The organism is Kribbella qitaiheensis (genome assembly GCF_014217565.1).
GTDB classification, from domain to species: Bacteria; Actinomycetota; Actinomycetes; order Propionibacteriales; family Kribbellaceae; genus Kribbella; species Kribbella qitaiheensis_A.
The window spans coordinates 4,053,594-4,068,824 of the sequence record NZ_CP043661.1; the positions used below are offsets into that span (position 1 = coordinate 4,053,594).

Genomic DNA, 15,231 nt, shown 5'->3' on the forward strand with positions numbered 1-15,231 from the left:
ACCCGAAACGCAGGTCAGATGTCGGTGCGGTGGAAGTTCTGGTACGAGCGCGACGGTGTCGGGCCGCGCTGGCCCTGGTAGCGCGAGCCGTACTTCGCGGAACCGTAGGGGTGCTGGGCCGGTGAGGACAGCCGGAAGAAGCACAGCTGGCCGATCTTCATCCCCGGCCAGAGCTTGATCGGCAGCGTCGCCACGTTCGACAGTTCCAGCGTCACGTGCCCGGAGAAGCCCGGGTCGATGAAGCCGGCGGTGGAGTGCGTCAGCAGGCCGAGCCGGCCGAGCGAGGACTTGCCCTCCAGCCGCGCCGCCACGTCGTCGGGCAGCGTCACCAGCTCGTAGGTGGAGCCCAGCACGAACTCGCCCGGATGCAGGATGAAGGGCTCGTCGCTGTCCGGCTCGACCATCCGGGTCAGGTCGGGCTGCTCCTCGGCGGGGTCGATGTGCGGATACCGGTGGTTCTCGAACACCCGGAAGAAGCGGTCCAGTCGTACGTCGATGCTCGACGGCTGCACCATCGCAGCTTCGAACGGATCCAGTTGGACCCGCTTCGCGTCGATCTCGGCCAGGATGTCGCGGTCGGAGAGCAGCACGAACGCAACCTACCGCAGCATGCCGCTCCTCCGCCCGCCCCGGCCCAACGCGGTGAACCGCGCAGGCCGGTCAGGTATCTGGTCCTACCGGCCCGAAGATGGCCCTCCGGAGCCCTCAGCTCCCCGGATCGCCCCAGCTACGGGCCCTCGGCAACGGATCAGCCGGACAGCTTGTTGAACTTCGACACCTGGGTGGCGAAGGTCTTCACCTGAGCCGGCGACCAGTCCTTGAGCAGGTCGTCGATCACCTTGTGCCGCTTCTTCCGCGCGGCGGCCAGCTTGCGCTTGCCGTTGGCGGTCAGCGTCAGCAGGGTCGCCCGCGCGTCCGACTTGTCGGCGGCCCGCTTCAGCAGACCTTCCTCTTCCAGTCTTGCGCAGGCCCGGCTGACCGGACCCTTGTCCACTTCGAGTGCCGCGACCAGATCGGCCATCCGAACCGGTGCGAGCTCCTCGACATGGTTCAGCAACGCGTACTGCGCCGGCTCCAGGTCCGGGTGTGCCTCGTCGGACAGCGTCCGCTGCAGACCGCGCAGCCGGCGCGCCAACGTGACGAGCTCCTTTTCCAGGTTCTCCAGTGCGTCATTGGCTTCAGTTGCCACCTGTTCACCCCTTCTTTTCAGTTGCCCCGCAACCATCTTGTCCGGTCCCGGCAGGGACCGCATCCTCACGTTGCGTCGAATGTTGCCCCCGGCAACGCGTTCTAATCTGCCAGAAGTTGACCGGCCTGCCCAGTCCTGGGCGCGCCCTTTGTGGAAAACTGCCCGATAACCCCCCGTGCGAACCACCCCGGGCCTCAGGTATGATCCTGCGGTCTGCTGGTTGAGGGACAGCTCCGCGGGTGTAGTTCAATGGCAGAACATCAGCTTCCCAAGCTGACAGTGCGAGTTCGATTCTCGTCACCCGCTCCACGCAAAACCCCAGGTCAGAGGCCACTTTCTGACCTGGGGTTTCGTCGTCTCAGGGGCCTGGCAGCCCTGCCGTGCCCCCTCCGTGCCCCTTAGGTTCCAGACGCCTCCGGAAGGTCGTCAGAACTCTCTTCGGCCGCCGCCTCTCTCAGGCTGTTCTCGACAAGTTCTGACATTCCCTTGGCGACTGCCCTGTGACGGTCGTCGTTGGTGTGCAGGTAGATCAGTGCGGCTCGACTGCTCGCATGGCCCATACGTTCCATCAGCTCCCGGAGCGTCGCGCCGCTCTCGGCAGCCCATGTGTTACCGGTATGCCGCAGGTCGTGGAAGTGCACTCGGCTGTCCAGCTCGGGCCGCCTCCAACCCGCGCCGCCAGTGACGCTGAAACGTTGACCGCCGCAACTGGGCTCGCTTCGCGCCGGTGAACACGAAGCCGTCTGATTTCGATTCCACATAGACGTCGAAGTGCGTCCGGATATCGTCCATGACGAACTCATCCAGGTAGATGGTCCGTCGTCCGGCGTCCGACTTCGGTGGGCTGATCCGGAGTTCGCCGGTCGGCAACTCCACCACCGACTGACGAACTCGTACGACGCCGTTGACCAGGTCCACATGCTTCCGCTGCAAGCCTGCCAGCTCGCCCCATCGCAGGCTCCCGAATGTCGCGAGCAGGACCAGGGCGCGGTACCTCGGATGCATGCCGTTCGCGACTTTGTAGACCTCGCTCACGGTAAGGACCGGTCGCTCAGGACTGCGCTCGGTTGCCGCGCCTTTGATGTAGCAAGGGTTGCTATCGATGATTCGGTCCTCCACCGCAGTTGACAGGATTGAGCGGAGCAGGCGGTACGCCTTGGCAGTGGTGACCGGCCCTAGGCCGCCGTCTAGCAGGTCTTGCCGCCAGTTCCGGAGCAGCGGCGCGGTCAGTTCTCCCAGCGGCTTTCCGCCGAGCGTCGGTTGAATGTGATTCCGAAGGAGTCCGCTGTACAGAACCAGCGTCTTCGGCCGTAGTCCGGGACGCTCACGAATCCAGCTACGCGCATAGTCGCCTAGCGGCACCTCCGCCAACGCCGGATCGATCCACTGATTGCGCGCAATCTCGGCTTCCTTGAGAGTCAACCAGCGCCCGGCATCGGTCTTGGTGGCGAAGGTCATCGGCGCGGGGCGGAGAATCCCATCGGGCCCCGGGTAGCGGGCCTGAAATCGGCCAGAGGGCAGCTTGCGAATTCGTCCCCATCGTCTCATCGTCATCAGGCGGCCTCCCCCATGTTCGCCAGCCGGATCGGCCGGACCGTGTTGTTCTTGATGTGGTCGCGAATCGCCGACTCCGGAATGCGCACCTTGCTACCGAGCTTCACGAACTCGATCCGGCGTTCTGCGATCAGGCGGCGGGGGTATCGGACGCCACTCTCGTTGAAGGTGCCCAGCATCATCGCGGCTTCCGTAACGTCGAGCAGCCGATCAGTCTCACTCGTTGCCGTTGACAACTTGGTTCTCCCTTGCTCCGTGATGCAAGTCGCTTCGGGTCGTACGGCGGGCATGGTCATGCGGTTTCGCAGGTGGGGTGGGTGTGGGTGCCGTCGTCGTGGGTGAGGGGTTGGCGGCAGCCGATGCAGATGGGGTTTTTGGTTGTCTGGGGGGATCCGTCCCAATCCGTCCCAACCGTCCCTTCGCAGGTCAGAGCGGGGACGGTTTGGCTGGTTGGGACGGTTGATCCGTCCCAGGGGATCGATCCGTCCCCGGTGTGACCTGCGAAGGGACGGTTGGGACGGATTGGGACGGTTCCCTCCTGGTCGGTGTTTTCGGGGGTTGGGCAGTAGCGGTTCCAGGTGTCTTCGAAGGCGTCGCGGGTGTAGCCCTTGGCTTGGCTGCCATCGGGGAAGCGGACGTTTCCGGAGGTGATTTCGAAGTCGCGGAGCATCGCGGCGAGCTTGCGGACGGTCAGTCCGGGCCGGGGCGGGCAGATCGCTCCAGGGTGCTTCGTCGTCGGCGCGCAACCGATCGACCAGGCCGACTGAGGAAAGTGCCGGCGTGTAGCCGAACGCGGTACGGCAGTCGGTGAGCAGCCGGGCAGGCAGCGGGATGTCTGCGGATGATTCACGGTCGGCGAGCAGGGTCAGGGCGGCGATTCGGGCGGCGGTTGGCCAGTCGCCTCCAGCGAGATCCGCCAGTGCGATCAGCGGTTCCCAGGTGTCGGCGGCGCGGTCTTCCAGCGGCATCGCCGGTTCTGCGTTGGTGAGTTCGTCCAGGTGGGCGGTGATCCAGGTGTGCAGGTCGGTGCGCAGGTCTCCCAGTGCGGGCCCGTCGCGGCGGACCCGGTAGGGCTGGACAGTCTCCCCGGGTGCACGGCGACGCATCCTGATGACCGCTGCTCGGTCTTCGATGGTGTCGGGCATGTTCCCGATCCCTGCCAGGGCAGCCATGGCGAAGGTTTCGATCTTGTCCACGGTCTTGGTTCCGGCGTCGTAGCGCAGCGTCGGCCGGCCGCGTTGGTGTCCGGCGTTGAGCAGGCCGCGTAGGTCTTCGTTGTCGCCTGCCTTCGGGCCGAAGATCGTGTCTGCCTCATCGATGAGCAGCGTCGGCGGGTTGGTCGGGTCCACACCGATGGACCGGTAGACCGCTGACGGGCTGGCGTTGAGAACACGCGCACAGGGGAGCTGATCCGCAAGCGACGGATGGAGCTCCAGATGTCCCAAGCCGAGTTAGCGGAGAAAGCCGGTGTCGCTACACGGCAGATACGCCGCTACGAGAGCGGCGAACAGCAGCCGCTGCTAGCGGTGGGCGTCGCGATCGCCCAGGCGCTCAAGATTCCTGTGACCGAGCTGGCCGGCGTCACGCTCTTGCACCGAGTGGCGCTCTCTGGCGAGTGGTGGATGGCATGGCAAACCAGCCAGAACCACAAGGAGGTCATCACGACTCAGACGGTCATGCTTACCCAGCAGGACGACCTGATCCACGTCCAGACCAGCTCGCGCGGCAGCGTCACACTCGACGAAGGCGGCTACAACTGGCAGGGGGAGTTGCGCCTCTGGGACAACAAGATCCTGATGGGCTGGTACGCCGCAGAAGACGGAGCAGTCAACTCCAAGGGCACGCTCTACTTCGTGCTGCACAACCACGGCGTGAACGCCTTGGGCATCTGGACTGGCCTTAGCCACGACGGCAACATCCTGTCCGGATGGGGTGCCCTGGGACGCGGCGAGGACGAAGTACGCGAACAGGTGAAGGAACTGAAGAAGACCCTCGGAGCTACCGCTCTGCGCACAGCTCCCCAAATCGAAGGATCTGCCAATGACCACTCCTGATCACGTTGTTGCACTAACGACCACCCCGACCGAAGAGGAAGGCCACCAGCTGGCTCAGGGGCTGGTTGAGGCTCGATTGGCTGCCTGCGTTCAAATCACGTCCCCCATCACCGCCGTGTATCGGTGGAAGGGAAAGGTCTGGAGCGAGCCGGAGTGGCAGCTATGGATCAAGACCGCGACAGACAAGCGTGACGACCTGGTGAAGTACCTCGACGAGCACCACAGCGGCGAGGTCCCCGAACTGATCTTCCTGCCAATCACGGACGGCTCGGACGCCTACCTCAGTTGGATCACCGAGCAAACCCGCTAGAACGCCCCCACAACACCGAACGCCCCCGTATTCGGAGCAATCCGGCCGGGGGCGTTCGGCATCCCCGGTCAGGTCGTCAGTCATACCGGCCCGGCTTTACGCCGAACCGGACGACACGTTGACCGTCCACCGCCGGACGTTCATGTCAAGGCAAGAAAGGTTGCAGCTTGTTGCAGATTTGACACATTGAGTTACATCGAAATGAGATCTATCGTTCAAGCGCTTGCTCACCCGCCCACAGAGGAGTATCGCTAGTGAATGTCAAGCTTGGTCTCAAGTCGGCTCTGGCCGTACCGCTTGCTGCCGTCACCGTCCTGATCGCCAGTGCAGGCTCTGCGCAGGCTGCTACCAATCCCGGCCCCGCAGCCGCCCTCAAGCCGAGTGTCATTCAGGCTGTCGGGCTTCCGTACACGGGTACCGTGACCGGCCTAAGTGGCGGCAGCGGTGGAGTGACGAGTCCCGTCTTCTCGACCAACTCCACCGGCAAAATCTGTGTCGATCCCAACTTGCACAACGAGCACGACGCCACTGGCGGCGCCCAGAACAACGACAACAACTTCCGGGTCGAGGTCTACAAGGACAACTCAATCAGCGATGAACTGCAGCGAACCATCCAGTTCAGCCTCTCCAGCCAACTGAAGACGTGTGTTAACGGCCTGACCACTAACCACAACTACTACATCAAGACCAAGAAGAACCTGATGAGGGATGGTCAGACCATGGGCGGGACTGTGGTAATCAGTTACACATGACTCCAGACAGCCTTGTCATTCCGGCGGCCGTGGTGGCACTTGCCTTCCTCGCGTGGGTACTGCTTCGGCTAGTCAGGTTGACTCGGCAGGGCGACTTCATCCGAGCCGCTCACCTGGCTAGCGCCTCCACCGCATTGTGGGGACTCGGGCTGTTGCTGGCGACCCTCGGAGGCAGACCCCAGGACTCTCTTGGAAGGATCTGGTTCAACTGGGTTCCATTCGCCACCCAGACCGCAGCAAACGACACCGAGATCGTCATGAACTTCCTGTTGTTCGTGCCCGCCGGCCTCCTCCTGCCTTGGATCGCGCGGCATGCCACACGGCAACGAGTCATAGTGCTCGCGCTCGGAGCCGCAGCCATGCTCTCTTCGGTGATCGAGGTGCTGCAGACCTTCACTCCCCTCGGGACCGCAGGCGATATCACGGACATCCTGAGCAACACCATCGGCTGCACAATCGCAGCGGCCATCTCATCAATCGTCCATCACTGGCTCGTCTCTCAGCAGCTCACCAGGTCGGCTCCAGAGGCTAGGCAGCTCCAGTCGTAAGGCGCGTGCCCGCCGTGCCCCCGGCGTGCCCCGACTGAAGGATTCTGAGGCGAACCACGGGTAACTAGCGGTCAATTCAAGGTGGGGTCAGTGCTCCGTACCACTCACGCTCAGCCCCGCCTGAGCTGACAAGTCTGTTCCCAAGCTGACAGTGCGAGTTCGATTCTCGTCACCCGCTCCACGCAAAACCCCAGGTCAGAGGCAGGTTCCTGAGCTGGGGTTTCGTCGTTTCGGCGGCCGGACAGAGTCTGCGTGCTCTTGCGTGCCCGATCCCTGCGAGTGGTCAGCGGGGACCGGGCCGGCCGGACTACCCACCTCACACCGGCTCAAATCATCTGATCGGTCGATCGTGTGCGGCCCTTCGTCAGATCACGGCGAGGCCGACGCGCCGGTATCAGAATTTCGAATGATGCCGGTTTGTCCTTGCAAACATGGTGCTGGGAACCATTCCATACGCGTGGCCAGAGGCAACCAGTCGGGGGTCAGACGACCCGGGTGCCGCCGTCCAGGTGGAGGTCGACGGCGTTGACGGCGCCGTTGCGCAACAGGAAGTCGGTGGCGTCGATGACTTCTGCCATCGTGGCGAGCCGGCCGATCGGCGTACGGGAGACGGCCAGTTCCTGCGGACGGCTGACCCACTGCGGGCTGTCGCCGACGACGCCGGGATGAAGAGCGTTGACCCGGACCGGCGCGAGTTCGACGGCGAGGGTTCGCATCACACCGGAGACCGCGCTGTTGGTCGCGGTGACCATGGTCGAGCCCGGGTACGGACGGACCTTGCCGAGGCCGCCGAACAAGACGATGGAAGCGCCCGGACGGAGCCGGTCGCTCATCACCCGCACGGTCTCGGTGTACCCGACCAGCTTTACCGTCGACGCCTTCACGGCGTCGGTGATGCTGAAGGACTTGACGGTGTTGCCGGACTGCTCGATCGCGGTGATCACCAGATGGTCGATCTCGCCGACCTCGGCCAGCGCCTTCTCGATCCCCTCGGGTTCGGCCAGGTCCACCGCCTTACCCCGCTGGTCGCGGCACCGATCTCGGCAGCCGCCTGCTCGGCGCGCTCCGCGGACCGGCTCGTCACGACGACGGAGTCACCCCGCTCCGCGTAGTACCGGGCGATCTCCCTGCCCAGCCCGCCGCTTCCACCGACGATCAGCACTGACGACACCTGATCCACCTCACCGACTAGACGATTGAATTTTCAATAATAGCGGGCAGGTCATGAAAACTAAGAGTGGGTAAGCGGTTGCCGTAACTTACTTTCGACTGCTTGACTCCTCAGGTGAGGTTTTTCCCCTTCGCCCGGGAGTACCAGTGCAGATCACTCGTCGCCGCCTGCTGTCCTTCGTCCCCGCCGCCGCGCTGCTGACCGCGGTTCATCCCGCCGGCGCCTCGGCTGCTGAGCCCCCGCCAGAAACACCCGGCCGGCTCCTCGCCAACGCGATCGCGATCTTCGCGGGCACGGAGGAGTCCAACGCCCGTCCGGAGGTCGCGGCGAAACTCGCGGCGATCGACCAGACCGCGCGAACCTGGCTCGCGTCGATGGATCGGGCCCAGGCCGGTGAACTCTTCGCCGGGCTCCAGCTCGGCGTCAGCGACCCCAACCTGAGTGCGTCGTACCAGCACCTCTACGAGATCGCGCTGGCCACGAAACGCCCCGGGCCCGGCCTCCGACCTGCAGGGCAACCTCGCAGTACAGGCGAAGTTGCTCGAGAAGCTCCAGTGGCTGCACGCGAACTACTACGGCGACCAGGCGAAGGGCTACTACGGCAACTGGTTCACCTGGGAGATCGGCATCTCGACGTACGTCGGCCGGACGCTCGCCCTGCTGGACGCGCCCCGGGACCTGGTCAGCACGTACGTCGCGTCGATGGACTCCTATCTGCGCAACGGGACGAACGGCGACGTGAACCTCGACTCCCGTTTTCACACCGGCGCGAACCTCGCCGACATCACCACCAACCGCGTCATCCAGGGCGCGCTGCTCGGGGACGACGCCCGGATCCGGAAGGCGTTGCAGGACCAGTTCACCGTCTTCGCGACCATCGATCCGTACGAACTGCAGCACGGCGTCACCGACGGGTACTACGCGGACGGCTCGTTCATCCAGCACGACTCGGTCGCCTACACCGGGTCGTACGGCAAGGGCATGCTCAGCCGGGTCGTCCAGACGATCAAGATGCTCGACGGCACCGGCTACGCGCAGAGCGGCGACCTGGTCGGCGTCGTCCAGGGCTGGGTGGTGAACGGCTTCGCGCCGCTGATCTTCGAGGGCTGGATGATGGAGATCGTCAAGGGCCGCGCGGTCAGCCGGACCGCCACCGGGTACGACGACGTGGCGGTCGTGGTCGAGGCGATCGTCGACCTCTCGGACTACGCCGCGGCTGCCGACGCGGCGCTGCTCAAGGGGTACGTCAAGTTCACCGCCCGGCCGACGCTGAACCCGAACAGCTTCGTCTCGCCGGTCAGCGTGGCCCGGTTCGCCGACATCATCGGCGACCCCGCAGTACAGGCTGCTGACCTCAATCCCCCGGCGAGCAGTGTCGCCTTCAACGCGATGGATCGGACCGTGCACCGCCGGCCCGGGTACGCGTTCGCGCTGGCGCGTAGCTCGGACCGGATCAGCAAGTACGAGTACATGAGTGGCGAGAACCTGCTGCCGTGGTTCCAGGGCGATGGCGCGTTCTACCTCTACCTGTCCGGGCAGGATCAGACCAAGGCGTTCGGTGTCGACTACTTCACCACAGTGTCGCCTTACGCCCTTGCTGGCGTCACTGCGCCGGTAGAAGAACGCCGTACGATCCCGGAGCTCTACGGCACGCAGTACTACGACAACCCGCCTGTGTTCACGCCCTCCTCCGAGGCGCAGAACACGTACGTCTACTTCCCTCGCGGGACGAACCAGTACTCCGGCGGGGCGACCCTCGGTGCTTATGGCGCGGCTGGGTGGATCCAGTCCGACGACGTCGCGTACGCCGAGCGGGAGACCCTGCCGGACGACTTCGTGGTCTACAAGAACGCGCGGTCGACCAAGTCCTGGTTCATGCTCGACGAAGAGATCGTCGTACTCGCTGCAGGCATTGGCGATGACAACAGAGCAGTCACGACCTCTCTGGATGCCCGGATAGCCGCACCGACAGACCAGGTGACCATCCAGCGCGACACCAGGTGGCTCCGCTACGCCAACCTCACCGCGGGCACCTCAGTCGGCTACTACTTCCTTGCACTCAGCCAGGTAGCCGTCGACCTCACCGACGTGACCCGCAGCCGCCGGGTTATCCGTGCCTCGAACCCGGACACCGCCGTCACGAAGAAGGTCTTCAACCTCACCTCGGCCAGTACTGCGCACGCGTACGCCCTGGTCCCCCACGCCACCGAGTCGCGCTTGCGCTCCTACGCATATGGCCGACTGCTCCTGCTCTCCAACACCCAACGCCTACAGGCGATCCACCACACCGCCCTGAACCTCACCGCCGCGAACACCTTCACCCCAGGCCACCACACCATCCCCGGCCTCACCATCGACGGCCCAGCCTCAGTGCTCACTCAACGCCACCCCGATCGCACCACCACAGTCGCCGTCTCCGACCCCACCATGTCGCGACCGACCATCGCGATCACCCTGTTCGGCCAATGGCTCCGCAAGGTCTCCGGCGACGCCACGGTCACGCACACCCTCACCGGCACCCGCCTGACCTACCCCACCGGGAAGACCTACGGCCGCACACTCACCACGACGCTCGGGGACTAGCTCTCGCAGCCGATCCCGTCGTCGTCGGCGTCGAGGCCGTAGATGTCCGACCCGATCACGGTGACCGGGCCCTGCACGTATTCCGGGCCGTTGCCGCTACCGCCCGCACAGTCGACATCGCTGGCGATCGGGACGCAGCCGGAGTAGTTGGGGTCGCAGCCACCGCCGCTGGACGGCTCGTCGACCTTGGTGCCAACTGTGGTGACCTGCGTGACCGGCTGTTTCGCGACAGCCTGCTTGACCAGCCGCTTGGCGGTCTGCACCCCGTCGACCAGCGTCACCTCGTACGTCAGCCGCCGTACGCCGTTGACGCCTCGCGTGGTGATCGACTTCTCCCCCTTGGCCACCGACGAGTCCAGCGTCGTCCGCTTCTTGAACGGAATCACCTTCGCCTCGACCACCGACTTCGTCACCGTCACCGGCGCGACCGACGCAGGCGGATCCACCGGCGTACTCACGACCTCCGGCGTCTCACTCGGCAGTGTCTCCGCTGTGGGCACCGGAGCGGTAACGGGCACCGCCGCCTGCCCGACCGCCTTCTCCTCCGACCCACACCCCGTCAGCAGGCCGACGGAAACCACGACCACGGCAGCACAAAACAGACGTCCTGACCCCATACCCCACCCTCGATCCCCCAATGCCGCGAGACCGATCCCCACCCGTCCCGCCGGCAACTGGCCTACAGCATCAACCCGCCACCCTCCCCGGACAACCCCTCATAACCAACCGTGATCACGAACCGCCGGCGCCGACCAGCTGGCCGTCGATGGACAGGACACGCATCCTGCCGTGGCCTTTGAGGGGGATGACGACGGCGACCTGATGGAGGTAGTCCCGGTGCAGGGTCTGGGTGTACTTCACGAAACTGCTGAAAGCGGTGACCTCGCCGCTGGTCCAGTAGGCGTTGGAGCCCGGCTCGATCAGCTGGAGGTACTGCTCGGTGAGGGAGAGGAAGACCAGCCCCTCACCGGCCGAGGTGATGAAGATGACCAGGTCGCCCGACGGCCGGAACGTGTCGGTGGCGTTCGCGATGTAGTCCTGCTTGATGTCGGCGGTCCGGTCCTTGACCCGCTGGTTCAGCAGGTTGAGCATGCCGGGCGACGGCGTGAACAGCGCGGCCTTGGGGGATCGCGCGCCACCGGTCAGATAGATCGCCAGATTGCCGGCCGCGGACTGCGGCAGGCTCGACAGCTTGTCCATGTCCGCCTTGGCCGGGACCCGCAGCCCCTCCATCGGGGGCAGCTTCATCGTCGTCGACGGGTAGACCGAGTGCGTCAGCAGCCACGGCGTACCGGCGCTCTGCCGTTGCCAGACGCCGAGCTGGCGACTGTCCGGCTCGTCCGAGACACCCGAGTCGACCACGAACCGCATCGGGTACGAGCTGAACTGCGGCGCCCCGATCTTCGGTTTGAGGTAGCTGAACGGCTTGGTCTTGTTCTTGCCTGCCGGGTCGGTCTTGCGACCGATCTGGTAGCCGGCCCGCGTCATCGCCAGGGTCGGATCGCCCTCGATCGCCTCCGACAGCTTCGGGTCGCGAGCCTGGTTCGCCTTGTTGTTCAGGTCGTTGTACCGCGCCACGACGGCCTGCCCGTCGGCCACCGTGACTGCCGGCCGGCTCGTCGTCGTGGCGCTGGTGTTCTTCACCGGCACTGCGACGCAACCAGTTGCCACCAGCAACAAAGCCGTCGCCCCGGCGACCCGCTTGGCAGGACCCTTGTACGTCGGTGACTGGTACGCCGGTGCGTGCTGACCCGGTGATTGGCCGACCGGCTGAAGCTCCGGCAGCGGCTTCACCACCGGCACGACGGGCAGTGGCACCGGCGGACGCCGCTTCCGGATGAACATCAGCACCAGCCCCACCAGCAGCAGCACCACGCCGACGCCGAGCACGAGCAGGCAGGTCCCGAACAACCCGGCCAGCTCGACCCCGACGGTGAGCCGGAGGTCGGCGCCCGGCGAGCCGTCGGCGTTCATCGCGACCACGTCGTACGAGCCGTCCGCGATCGGCCAGGAGATCGACTGCTCGCCCGCACCACTCGCCTTGACCGTCCACCAGTCGAGCCCGGCGGGCGCGGCGAGCGGGATCAGGCCGCCCTTCATCTCCTGGGTGTCGAACTTCGGCGGCAGGTTCAGCCGGACCACCCGCGAGTACTGCGAACCGCCGAGGTAGCTGGCCACGTCGAGGTCCTGGCCGATCCCGATGAAGACCGGCTTGGCCGAGGACGCCTTCACGTGCAGGGTCGGGCCGTGCCGGTCGAGCAGGTCGGGCGCGGTCATCACGGCGAGACCTGTGCTGGTCAGCCGCCGCTCACCGGTGTCGACGGTGTTGTCCGGGCCGACCAGCCAGAACGCGGCGACGGCGCCGGCGATCGTGACCAGCAACCCGGTCAGGGCCAGCAGCAGGCCCAGGACGATGCGGGCGAAACGCATGGAAGAGCTCCCCGTTGAACGACAAAGTTCGGCCCTTGGCGGAGGGCCGACCGGTACAGACCTTAGCGGGACATCCAAGCACCCCCGCCGTCCACCCGTCGTAAATCGATAACTGACCTCGCAGAGATCTGTTACTGTCATCCGAATTAGTGAACGCTCATTCGTAAACTACCAAGCCGAGCGACGAGGGAGACTCGTGGCCAGACCACGCCTGGTCAGCGATGACGCGATCCTGGACGCGACCCGCCAGGTGCTGGCAGAGCTCGGCCCGGTGAAGCTCACCCTCGCGGCCGTCGGCAGCCGGGTCGGGCTCGCTCCGCCGACCCTGATGCAGCGGTTCGGGTCCAAGCGCGGGCTGCTGCTGGCCTCGGCCGCCCAGTCACCGCTGATAGTGCTCCGCGAGGTGGCCGCGGCCGAGGCGCGGAACACCTCACCGATGGCGACGCTGCGCGACTTCGCCCTCTCCAGCGTCGCGCACATCAAGCACCGCGAGGAACTCGGCAACGGGCTCGGCTTCGTTCAGCTGGACGTCACCGATCCCGAGTTCCGGGCCCATGCGCTCGCCCACTCGGCCGCGATCGTGGACAACTGCGTCCGGCTGCTCACCGCCGCACAGCAGGCCGGCGAGCTGAAACCTGACGTCGACGTGCCCGCCCTGGCACGGCTGACCCTGGTCTGTTTCAACGGAGCCCTGCAGGTCTGGGCCGTGAACGGCTGGGGATCCCTGACCGGCTTCCTGCGGGACCAGCTGGATCTGCTGCTCTCGCCCTACGTCGCCGTGGCTTAGCGGCGGTGGGTCGGGTAGAGGGCGCGGCGGAGGCGGAGCTCGTCGCGGAGGGTCGGCGGGATCGGGAGGTTGCGGTCCTCGAGGGCGTGCACGCAGGTCTCCAAGCTGACCAGGAGGCGGTCGGCGCGGGGGCCGCCCGCGTTTCCGAGCCGCGGGGTGCCACGCTCGGCCTGGTTGGCGGCGCGGGCCGCGGTCAGCTCGGCGAAGATCACCGCGAGCGTGATGTCCGACGGCGTCCGCCGTACCGGCTCACCGACCCCGGTCAGCCGACCGGCAGCCGGGCTCGCGGCGCTTGGTCGCGCGGTGGCTGCGCTGGTGACGGTTGGAGCGGCTTGGTGTCCGGAACGCGACAGCGGGCGGGATGACGGTAGGTAAAGCGGGAACGACATCGACATCGCCTCGTCAAACCGGAGACTCCAAGGCGCTCGACAGTGAACGTCCACCCCTCCGATTCCCTCAAGGTACTCCCCTCAGCTCAAATCGCAGCAGTCCGAACCGTCCGGACAGCGAGCAAACTCACCCCCGCACCGGCCATCCCGACCCCACACACGAGTACTGCGAGCCCGGGACTGAGGCCGGCCATCACCCCCAGCAAGTTGTTGGACACGATCAGTGGCACTGTCTGCGCGAGCACCAGCAACGACTGCAAACGGCTCAGATGAGACCCCGGCGTACTCGCGACGAACAATGCCGTGTCACCGAAAGCCGAGAGTGACGCACCTGCGAGCCAGCCGTAGTAGCCGCGCGTCACCCGTCGAGGCGGGCGGGCATGACCAGGGTCGTGAAGGTGCCTTGGTCGGCCGAGCGGACGATGACCGGTGTCTCCGGCGCGGAGATCTCCAGCAGTACGTCCGGTCCCACGCTCACGCTCAACGCGGCCGCCAGCACCGCCGCCGTGAAGCCGATCCGTACCTGCCCGACCCCGACCGCCTCGATGGGCGCGCTGGTCGTCCCCGGTCCGTCTGCGGACGAATCGACCTCGCTGACCGTCAGCTGCCCGGGTTGGATGTCGAGGGCAACGATCCCGTCGGTGAGCAGGTCGAGCAGGCGCAACCGGTCCACGACGACCCGGCAGACCGGCGCGGCGAGCCCGTCCAGGATCACCTGGTACTCCGGGAAGTCGTCCTCGATCACCTTGACCGCTCTGGACGACCCGTCCGCCACCGACCCCGTCGCTTCCCCACCCGTGTCGATCCGCACGACTGTCGATCCGCCAGGGCCGGTTTCGATCGCCGCGGTCTCCGCACCGGCGACCCAGCGCCCCAGCTCGACCAGCTCGGCGGCATTGACCAGCAGACTCCGTGGGCTACCCCGGAACCCGACCGGTTGGAGCTTGCGCACCGACAGCCGGTACCGATCGCTCGCGACCAGCGTCACTTCGTCCTCACCAAGCTCCACCAGCACACAGGCCAGCGCCGGGATCTCATCGGTCGGCGCCGCGGCGGCAGCGACCTGCCGGATCGCGCTCGCCAGCTCTGCACCGCCCAACGTCACCGCGCACTCGTACGGGACAGCCGGCAGTGTCGCCAGGATCCGCGTCGCCGCCCGCCGGGCCGTGTCCGCCTTGCCTTCGACCGTCCGCAGATGCGCCTGCACGACGGCCGCTCCGCGCGCAGGCCCTTCATCCAGCACCACCCGTACGTCGGCCAGTGGCAGGTCGATCTCGCGTAGATCGCGCAGTAGAGAGGCGCGCGGTTCCTGCTCGGGCGAGTAGTACCGGTAGCCGTTCTGCTCGTCCACCTCGGCAGGGCGTAGCAGCCCGCAGTCGTCGTAGAAGCGGAGCGCGCTCGGGGTCAGCCCGACCCGGCGCGCGAAGGTACTGATGGTCAGCAGGTCGTCGGTCATGACACTGA

General features: G+C 66.0%; 20 protein-coding genes, 1 tRNA gene and 1 pseudogene. 7 read left to right on the top strand and 15 right to left on the bottom strand.

All coding sequences use genetic code 11. The features are described 5' to 3' along the window. Positions 1 to 14: 14 nt before the first annotated feature. Together dcd and F1D05_RS19000 are read right to left on the bottom strand one after the other, a co-directional pair. Positions 15 to 590: a dCTP deaminase gene (gene dcd, locus F1D05_RS18995; protein ID WP_185448892.1), complete on the bottom strand. Its 576-nt coding sequence runs from the start codon at positions 588 to 590 to the stop codon at positions 15 to 17. 158 nt (positions 591 to 748) lie between these two features. Then, positions 749 to 1,189 (bottom strand): MarR family winged helix-turn-helix transcriptional regulator, encoded by a 441-nt coding sequence (locus F1D05_RS19000; RefSeq protein ID WP_246486815.1) that lies wholly within the window; start codon positions 1,187 to 1,189, stop codon positions 749 to 751. A gap of 235 nt (positions 1,190 to 1,424) precedes the next feature. Here F1D05_RS19000 and F1D05_RS19005 point away from each other — a divergent pair. Then, positions 1,425 to 1,498 (top strand) — tRNA-Gly (locus F1D05_RS19005). 89 nt (positions 1,499 to 1,587) lie between these two features. Here the strand turns inward: F1D05_RS19005 and F1D05_RS43045 are convergent. From F1D05_RS43045 to F1D05_RS42045, 5 genes and pseudogenes are all read right to left on the bottom strand, one after another. After that, positions 1,588 to 1,830, bottom strand: coding sequence for a site-specific integrase (locus F1D05_RS43045; RefSeq protein WP_206686272.1), 243 nt, complete (start codon positions 1,828 to 1,830; stop codon positions 1,588 to 1,590). Continuing rightward, positions 1,799 to 2,647: a tyrosine-type recombinase/integrase gene (locus tag F1D05_RS19010; RefSeq protein WP_206686273.1), complete on the bottom strand. Its 849-nt coding sequence runs from the start codon at positions 2,645 to 2,647 to the stop codon at positions 1,799 to 1,801. The genes F1D05_RS43045 and F1D05_RS19010 overlap by 32 nt, the downstream gene beginning before the upstream one ends. 95 nt (positions 2,648 to 2,742) lie before the next feature. After that, positions 2,743 to 2,979 (bottom strand): excisionase family DNA-binding protein, encoded by a 237-nt coding sequence (locus F1D05_RS19015; RefSeq protein WP_185448894.1) that lies wholly within the window; start codon positions 2,977 to 2,979, stop codon positions 2,743 to 2,745. Positions 2,980 to 3,035: 56 nt separating this feature from the next. Next, a complete protein-coding gene (locus F1D05_RS42040) occupies positions 3,036 to 3,413 on the bottom strand; it encodes a DUF3631 domain-containing protein (RefSeq protein WP_281388984.1) in 378 nt (125 codons plus the stop codon). A 100-nt stretch (positions 3,414 to 3,513) separates the two neighbouring features. After that, a pseudogene (locus F1D05_RS42045) lies at positions 3,514 to 3,915 on the bottom strand (DUF3631 domain-containing protein); the annotation flags it as partial. A 237-nt stretch (positions 3,916 to 4,152) separates the two neighbouring features. On the opposite strand from F1D05_RS42045, the gene F1D05_RS19025 reads away from it, so the two are divergent. The 4 genes from F1D05_RS19025 to F1D05_RS19040 all read left to right on the top strand — a co-directional run bounded on the left by F1D05_RS19025 (position 4,153) and on the right by F1D05_RS19040 (position 6,407). Beyond that, on the top strand, positions 4,153 to 4,797 hold the full coding sequence (locus F1D05_RS19025) for a helix-turn-helix transcriptional regulator (protein ID WP_281388985.1): 645 nt from the start codon (positions 4,153 to 4,155) through the stop codon (positions 4,795 to 4,797). After that, entirely contained in the window at positions 4,784 to 5,107 is a 324-nt protein-coding gene (gene cutA, locus F1D05_RS19030) for a divalent-cation tolerance protein CutA (RefSeq protein WP_185448896.1), read from the top strand. Before F1D05_RS19025 ends, cutA begins: the two co-directional genes overlap by 14 nt. A gap of 254 nt (positions 5,108 to 5,361) precedes the next feature. Further along, positions 5,362 to 5,859 carry a hypothetical protein gene (locus tag F1D05_RS19035; protein WP_185448897.1) on the top strand — a complete coding sequence of 166 codons (498 nt, stop codon included), beginning with the start codon at positions 5,362 to 5,364 and terminating at the stop codon, positions 5,857 to 5,859. After that, entirely contained in the window at positions 5,856 to 6,407 is a 552-nt protein-coding gene (locus F1D05_RS19040) for a VanZ family protein (protein ID WP_185448898.1), read from the top strand. The genes F1D05_RS19035 and F1D05_RS19040 overlap by 4 nt, the downstream gene beginning before the upstream one ends. A gap of 482 nt (positions 6,408 to 6,889) precedes the next feature. Here F1D05_RS19040 and F1D05_RS19045 read toward each other — a convergent pair whose 3' ends face one another. From F1D05_RS19045 to F1D05_RS40430, 3 genes are all read right to left on the bottom strand, one after another. After that, the gene (locus tag F1D05_RS19045; RefSeq protein ID WP_206686276.1) at positions 6,890 to 7,417 is read right to left on the bottom strand and encodes an SDR family oxidoreductase; all 528 of its coding nucleotides are present in this window, start codon (positions 7,415 to 7,417) and stop codon (positions 6,890 to 6,892) included. Then, positions 7,348 to 7,578 (bottom strand): SDR family NAD(P)-dependent oxidoreductase, encoded by a 231-nt coding sequence (locus tag F1D05_RS38960; protein WP_206686277.1) that lies wholly within the window; start codon positions 7,576 to 7,578, stop codon positions 7,348 to 7,350. The genes F1D05_RS19045 and F1D05_RS38960 overlap by 70 nt, the downstream gene beginning before the upstream one ends. A gap of 110 nt (positions 7,579 to 7,688) precedes the next feature. After that, a complete protein-coding gene (locus tag F1D05_RS40430) occupies positions 7,689 to 8,036 on the bottom strand; it encodes a hypothetical protein (protein ID WP_246486816.1) in 348 nt (115 codons plus the stop codon). Here F1D05_RS40430 and F1D05_RS19050 point away from each other — a divergent pair. Next, positions 8,020 to 10,161: a polysaccharide lyase family 8 super-sandwich domain-containing protein gene (locus F1D05_RS19050; protein ID WP_246486817.1), complete on the top strand. Its 2,142-nt coding sequence runs from the start codon at positions 8,020 to 8,022 to the stop codon at positions 10,159 to 10,161. The two genes, F1D05_RS40430 and F1D05_RS19050, sit on opposite strands and share 17 nt — an antisense overlap. Here F1D05_RS19050 and F1D05_RS19055 read toward each other — a convergent pair. Next, positions 10,158 to 10,748, bottom strand: a complete 591-nt coding sequence (locus F1D05_RS19055; RefSeq protein ID WP_185448899.1) for a G5 domain-containing protein — start codon at positions 10,746 to 10,748, stop codon at positions 10,158 to 10,160. The genes F1D05_RS19050 and F1D05_RS19055 overlap by 4 nt on opposite strands. 145 nt (positions 10,749 to 10,893) lie before the next feature. Further along, complete coding sequence (locus tag F1D05_RS19060) at positions 10,894 to 12,591, bottom strand: hypothetical protein (protein WP_185448900.1); 1,698 nt, start codon at positions 12,589 to 12,591, stop codon at positions 10,894 to 10,896. 196 nt (positions 12,592 to 12,787) lie between these two features. On the opposite strand from F1D05_RS19060, the gene F1D05_RS19065 reads away from it, so the two are divergent. Further along, positions 12,788 to 13,378, top strand: a complete 591-nt coding sequence (locus F1D05_RS19065; RefSeq protein WP_185448901.1) for a TetR/AcrR family transcriptional regulator — start codon at positions 12,788 to 12,790, stop codon at positions 13,376 to 13,378. Here the strand turns inward: F1D05_RS19065 and F1D05_RS19070 are convergent. The 3 genes from F1D05_RS19070 to F1D05_RS19080 form a co-directional block, all read right to left on the bottom strand. Then, complete coding sequence (locus F1D05_RS19070) at positions 13,375 to 13,767, bottom strand: hypothetical protein (RefSeq protein ID WP_185448902.1); 393 nt, start codon at positions 13,765 to 13,767, stop codon at positions 13,375 to 13,377. The two genes, F1D05_RS19065 and F1D05_RS19070, sit on opposite strands and share 4 nt — an antisense overlap. Before the next feature lie 86 nt (positions 13,768 to 13,853). After that, a complete protein-coding gene (locus F1D05_RS19075; protein WP_185448903.1) occupies positions 13,854 to 14,129 on the bottom strand; it encodes a hypothetical protein in 276 nt (91 codons plus the stop codon). Further along, positions 14,126 to 15,223 carry a MerR family transcriptional regulator gene (locus tag F1D05_RS19080; RefSeq protein ID WP_185448904.1) on the bottom strand — a complete coding sequence of 366 codons (1,098 nt, stop codon included), beginning with the start codon at positions 15,221 to 15,223 and terminating at the stop codon, positions 14,126 to 14,128. The genes F1D05_RS19075 and F1D05_RS19080 overlap by 4 nt, the downstream gene beginning before the upstream one ends. Between the last annotated feature and the right edge of the window lie 8 nt (positions 15,224 to 15,231).

What these genes read in the sequence shown, in the direction of transcription:
- F1D05_RS19010 (WP_206686273.1), bottom strand. Translation starts at nt 2,647, where the DNA reads ATGACCTTCGCCACCAAGACCGATGCCGGGCGCTGGTTGACTCTCAAG.
- F1D05_RS42040 (WP_281388984.1), bottom strand. Translation starts at nt 3,413, where the DNA reads ATGCTCCGCGACTTCGAAATCACCTCCGGAAACGTCCGCTTCCCCGAT.
- cutA (WP_185448896.1), top strand. Translation starts at nt 4,784, where the DNA reads ATGACCACTCCTGATCACGTTGTTGCACTAACGACCACCCCGACCGAA.
- F1D05_RS19040 (WP_185448898.1), top strand. Translation starts at nt 5,856, where the DNA reads ATGACTCCAGACAGCCTTGTCATTCCGGCGGCCGTGGTGGCACTTGCC.
- F1D05_RS19060 (WP_185448900.1), bottom strand. Translation starts at nt 12,591, where the DNA reads ATGCGTTTCGCCCGCATCGTCCTGGGCCTGCTGCTGGCCCTGACCGGG.
- F1D05_RS19070 (WP_185448902.1), bottom strand. Translation starts at nt 13,767, where the DNA reads ATGTCGTTCCCGCTTTACCTACCGTCATCCCGCCCGCTGTCGCGTTCC.
- F1D05_RS19080 (WP_185448904.1), bottom strand. Translation starts at nt 15,223, where the DNA reads ATGACCGACGACCTGCTGACCATCAGTACCTTCGCGCGCCGGGTCGGG.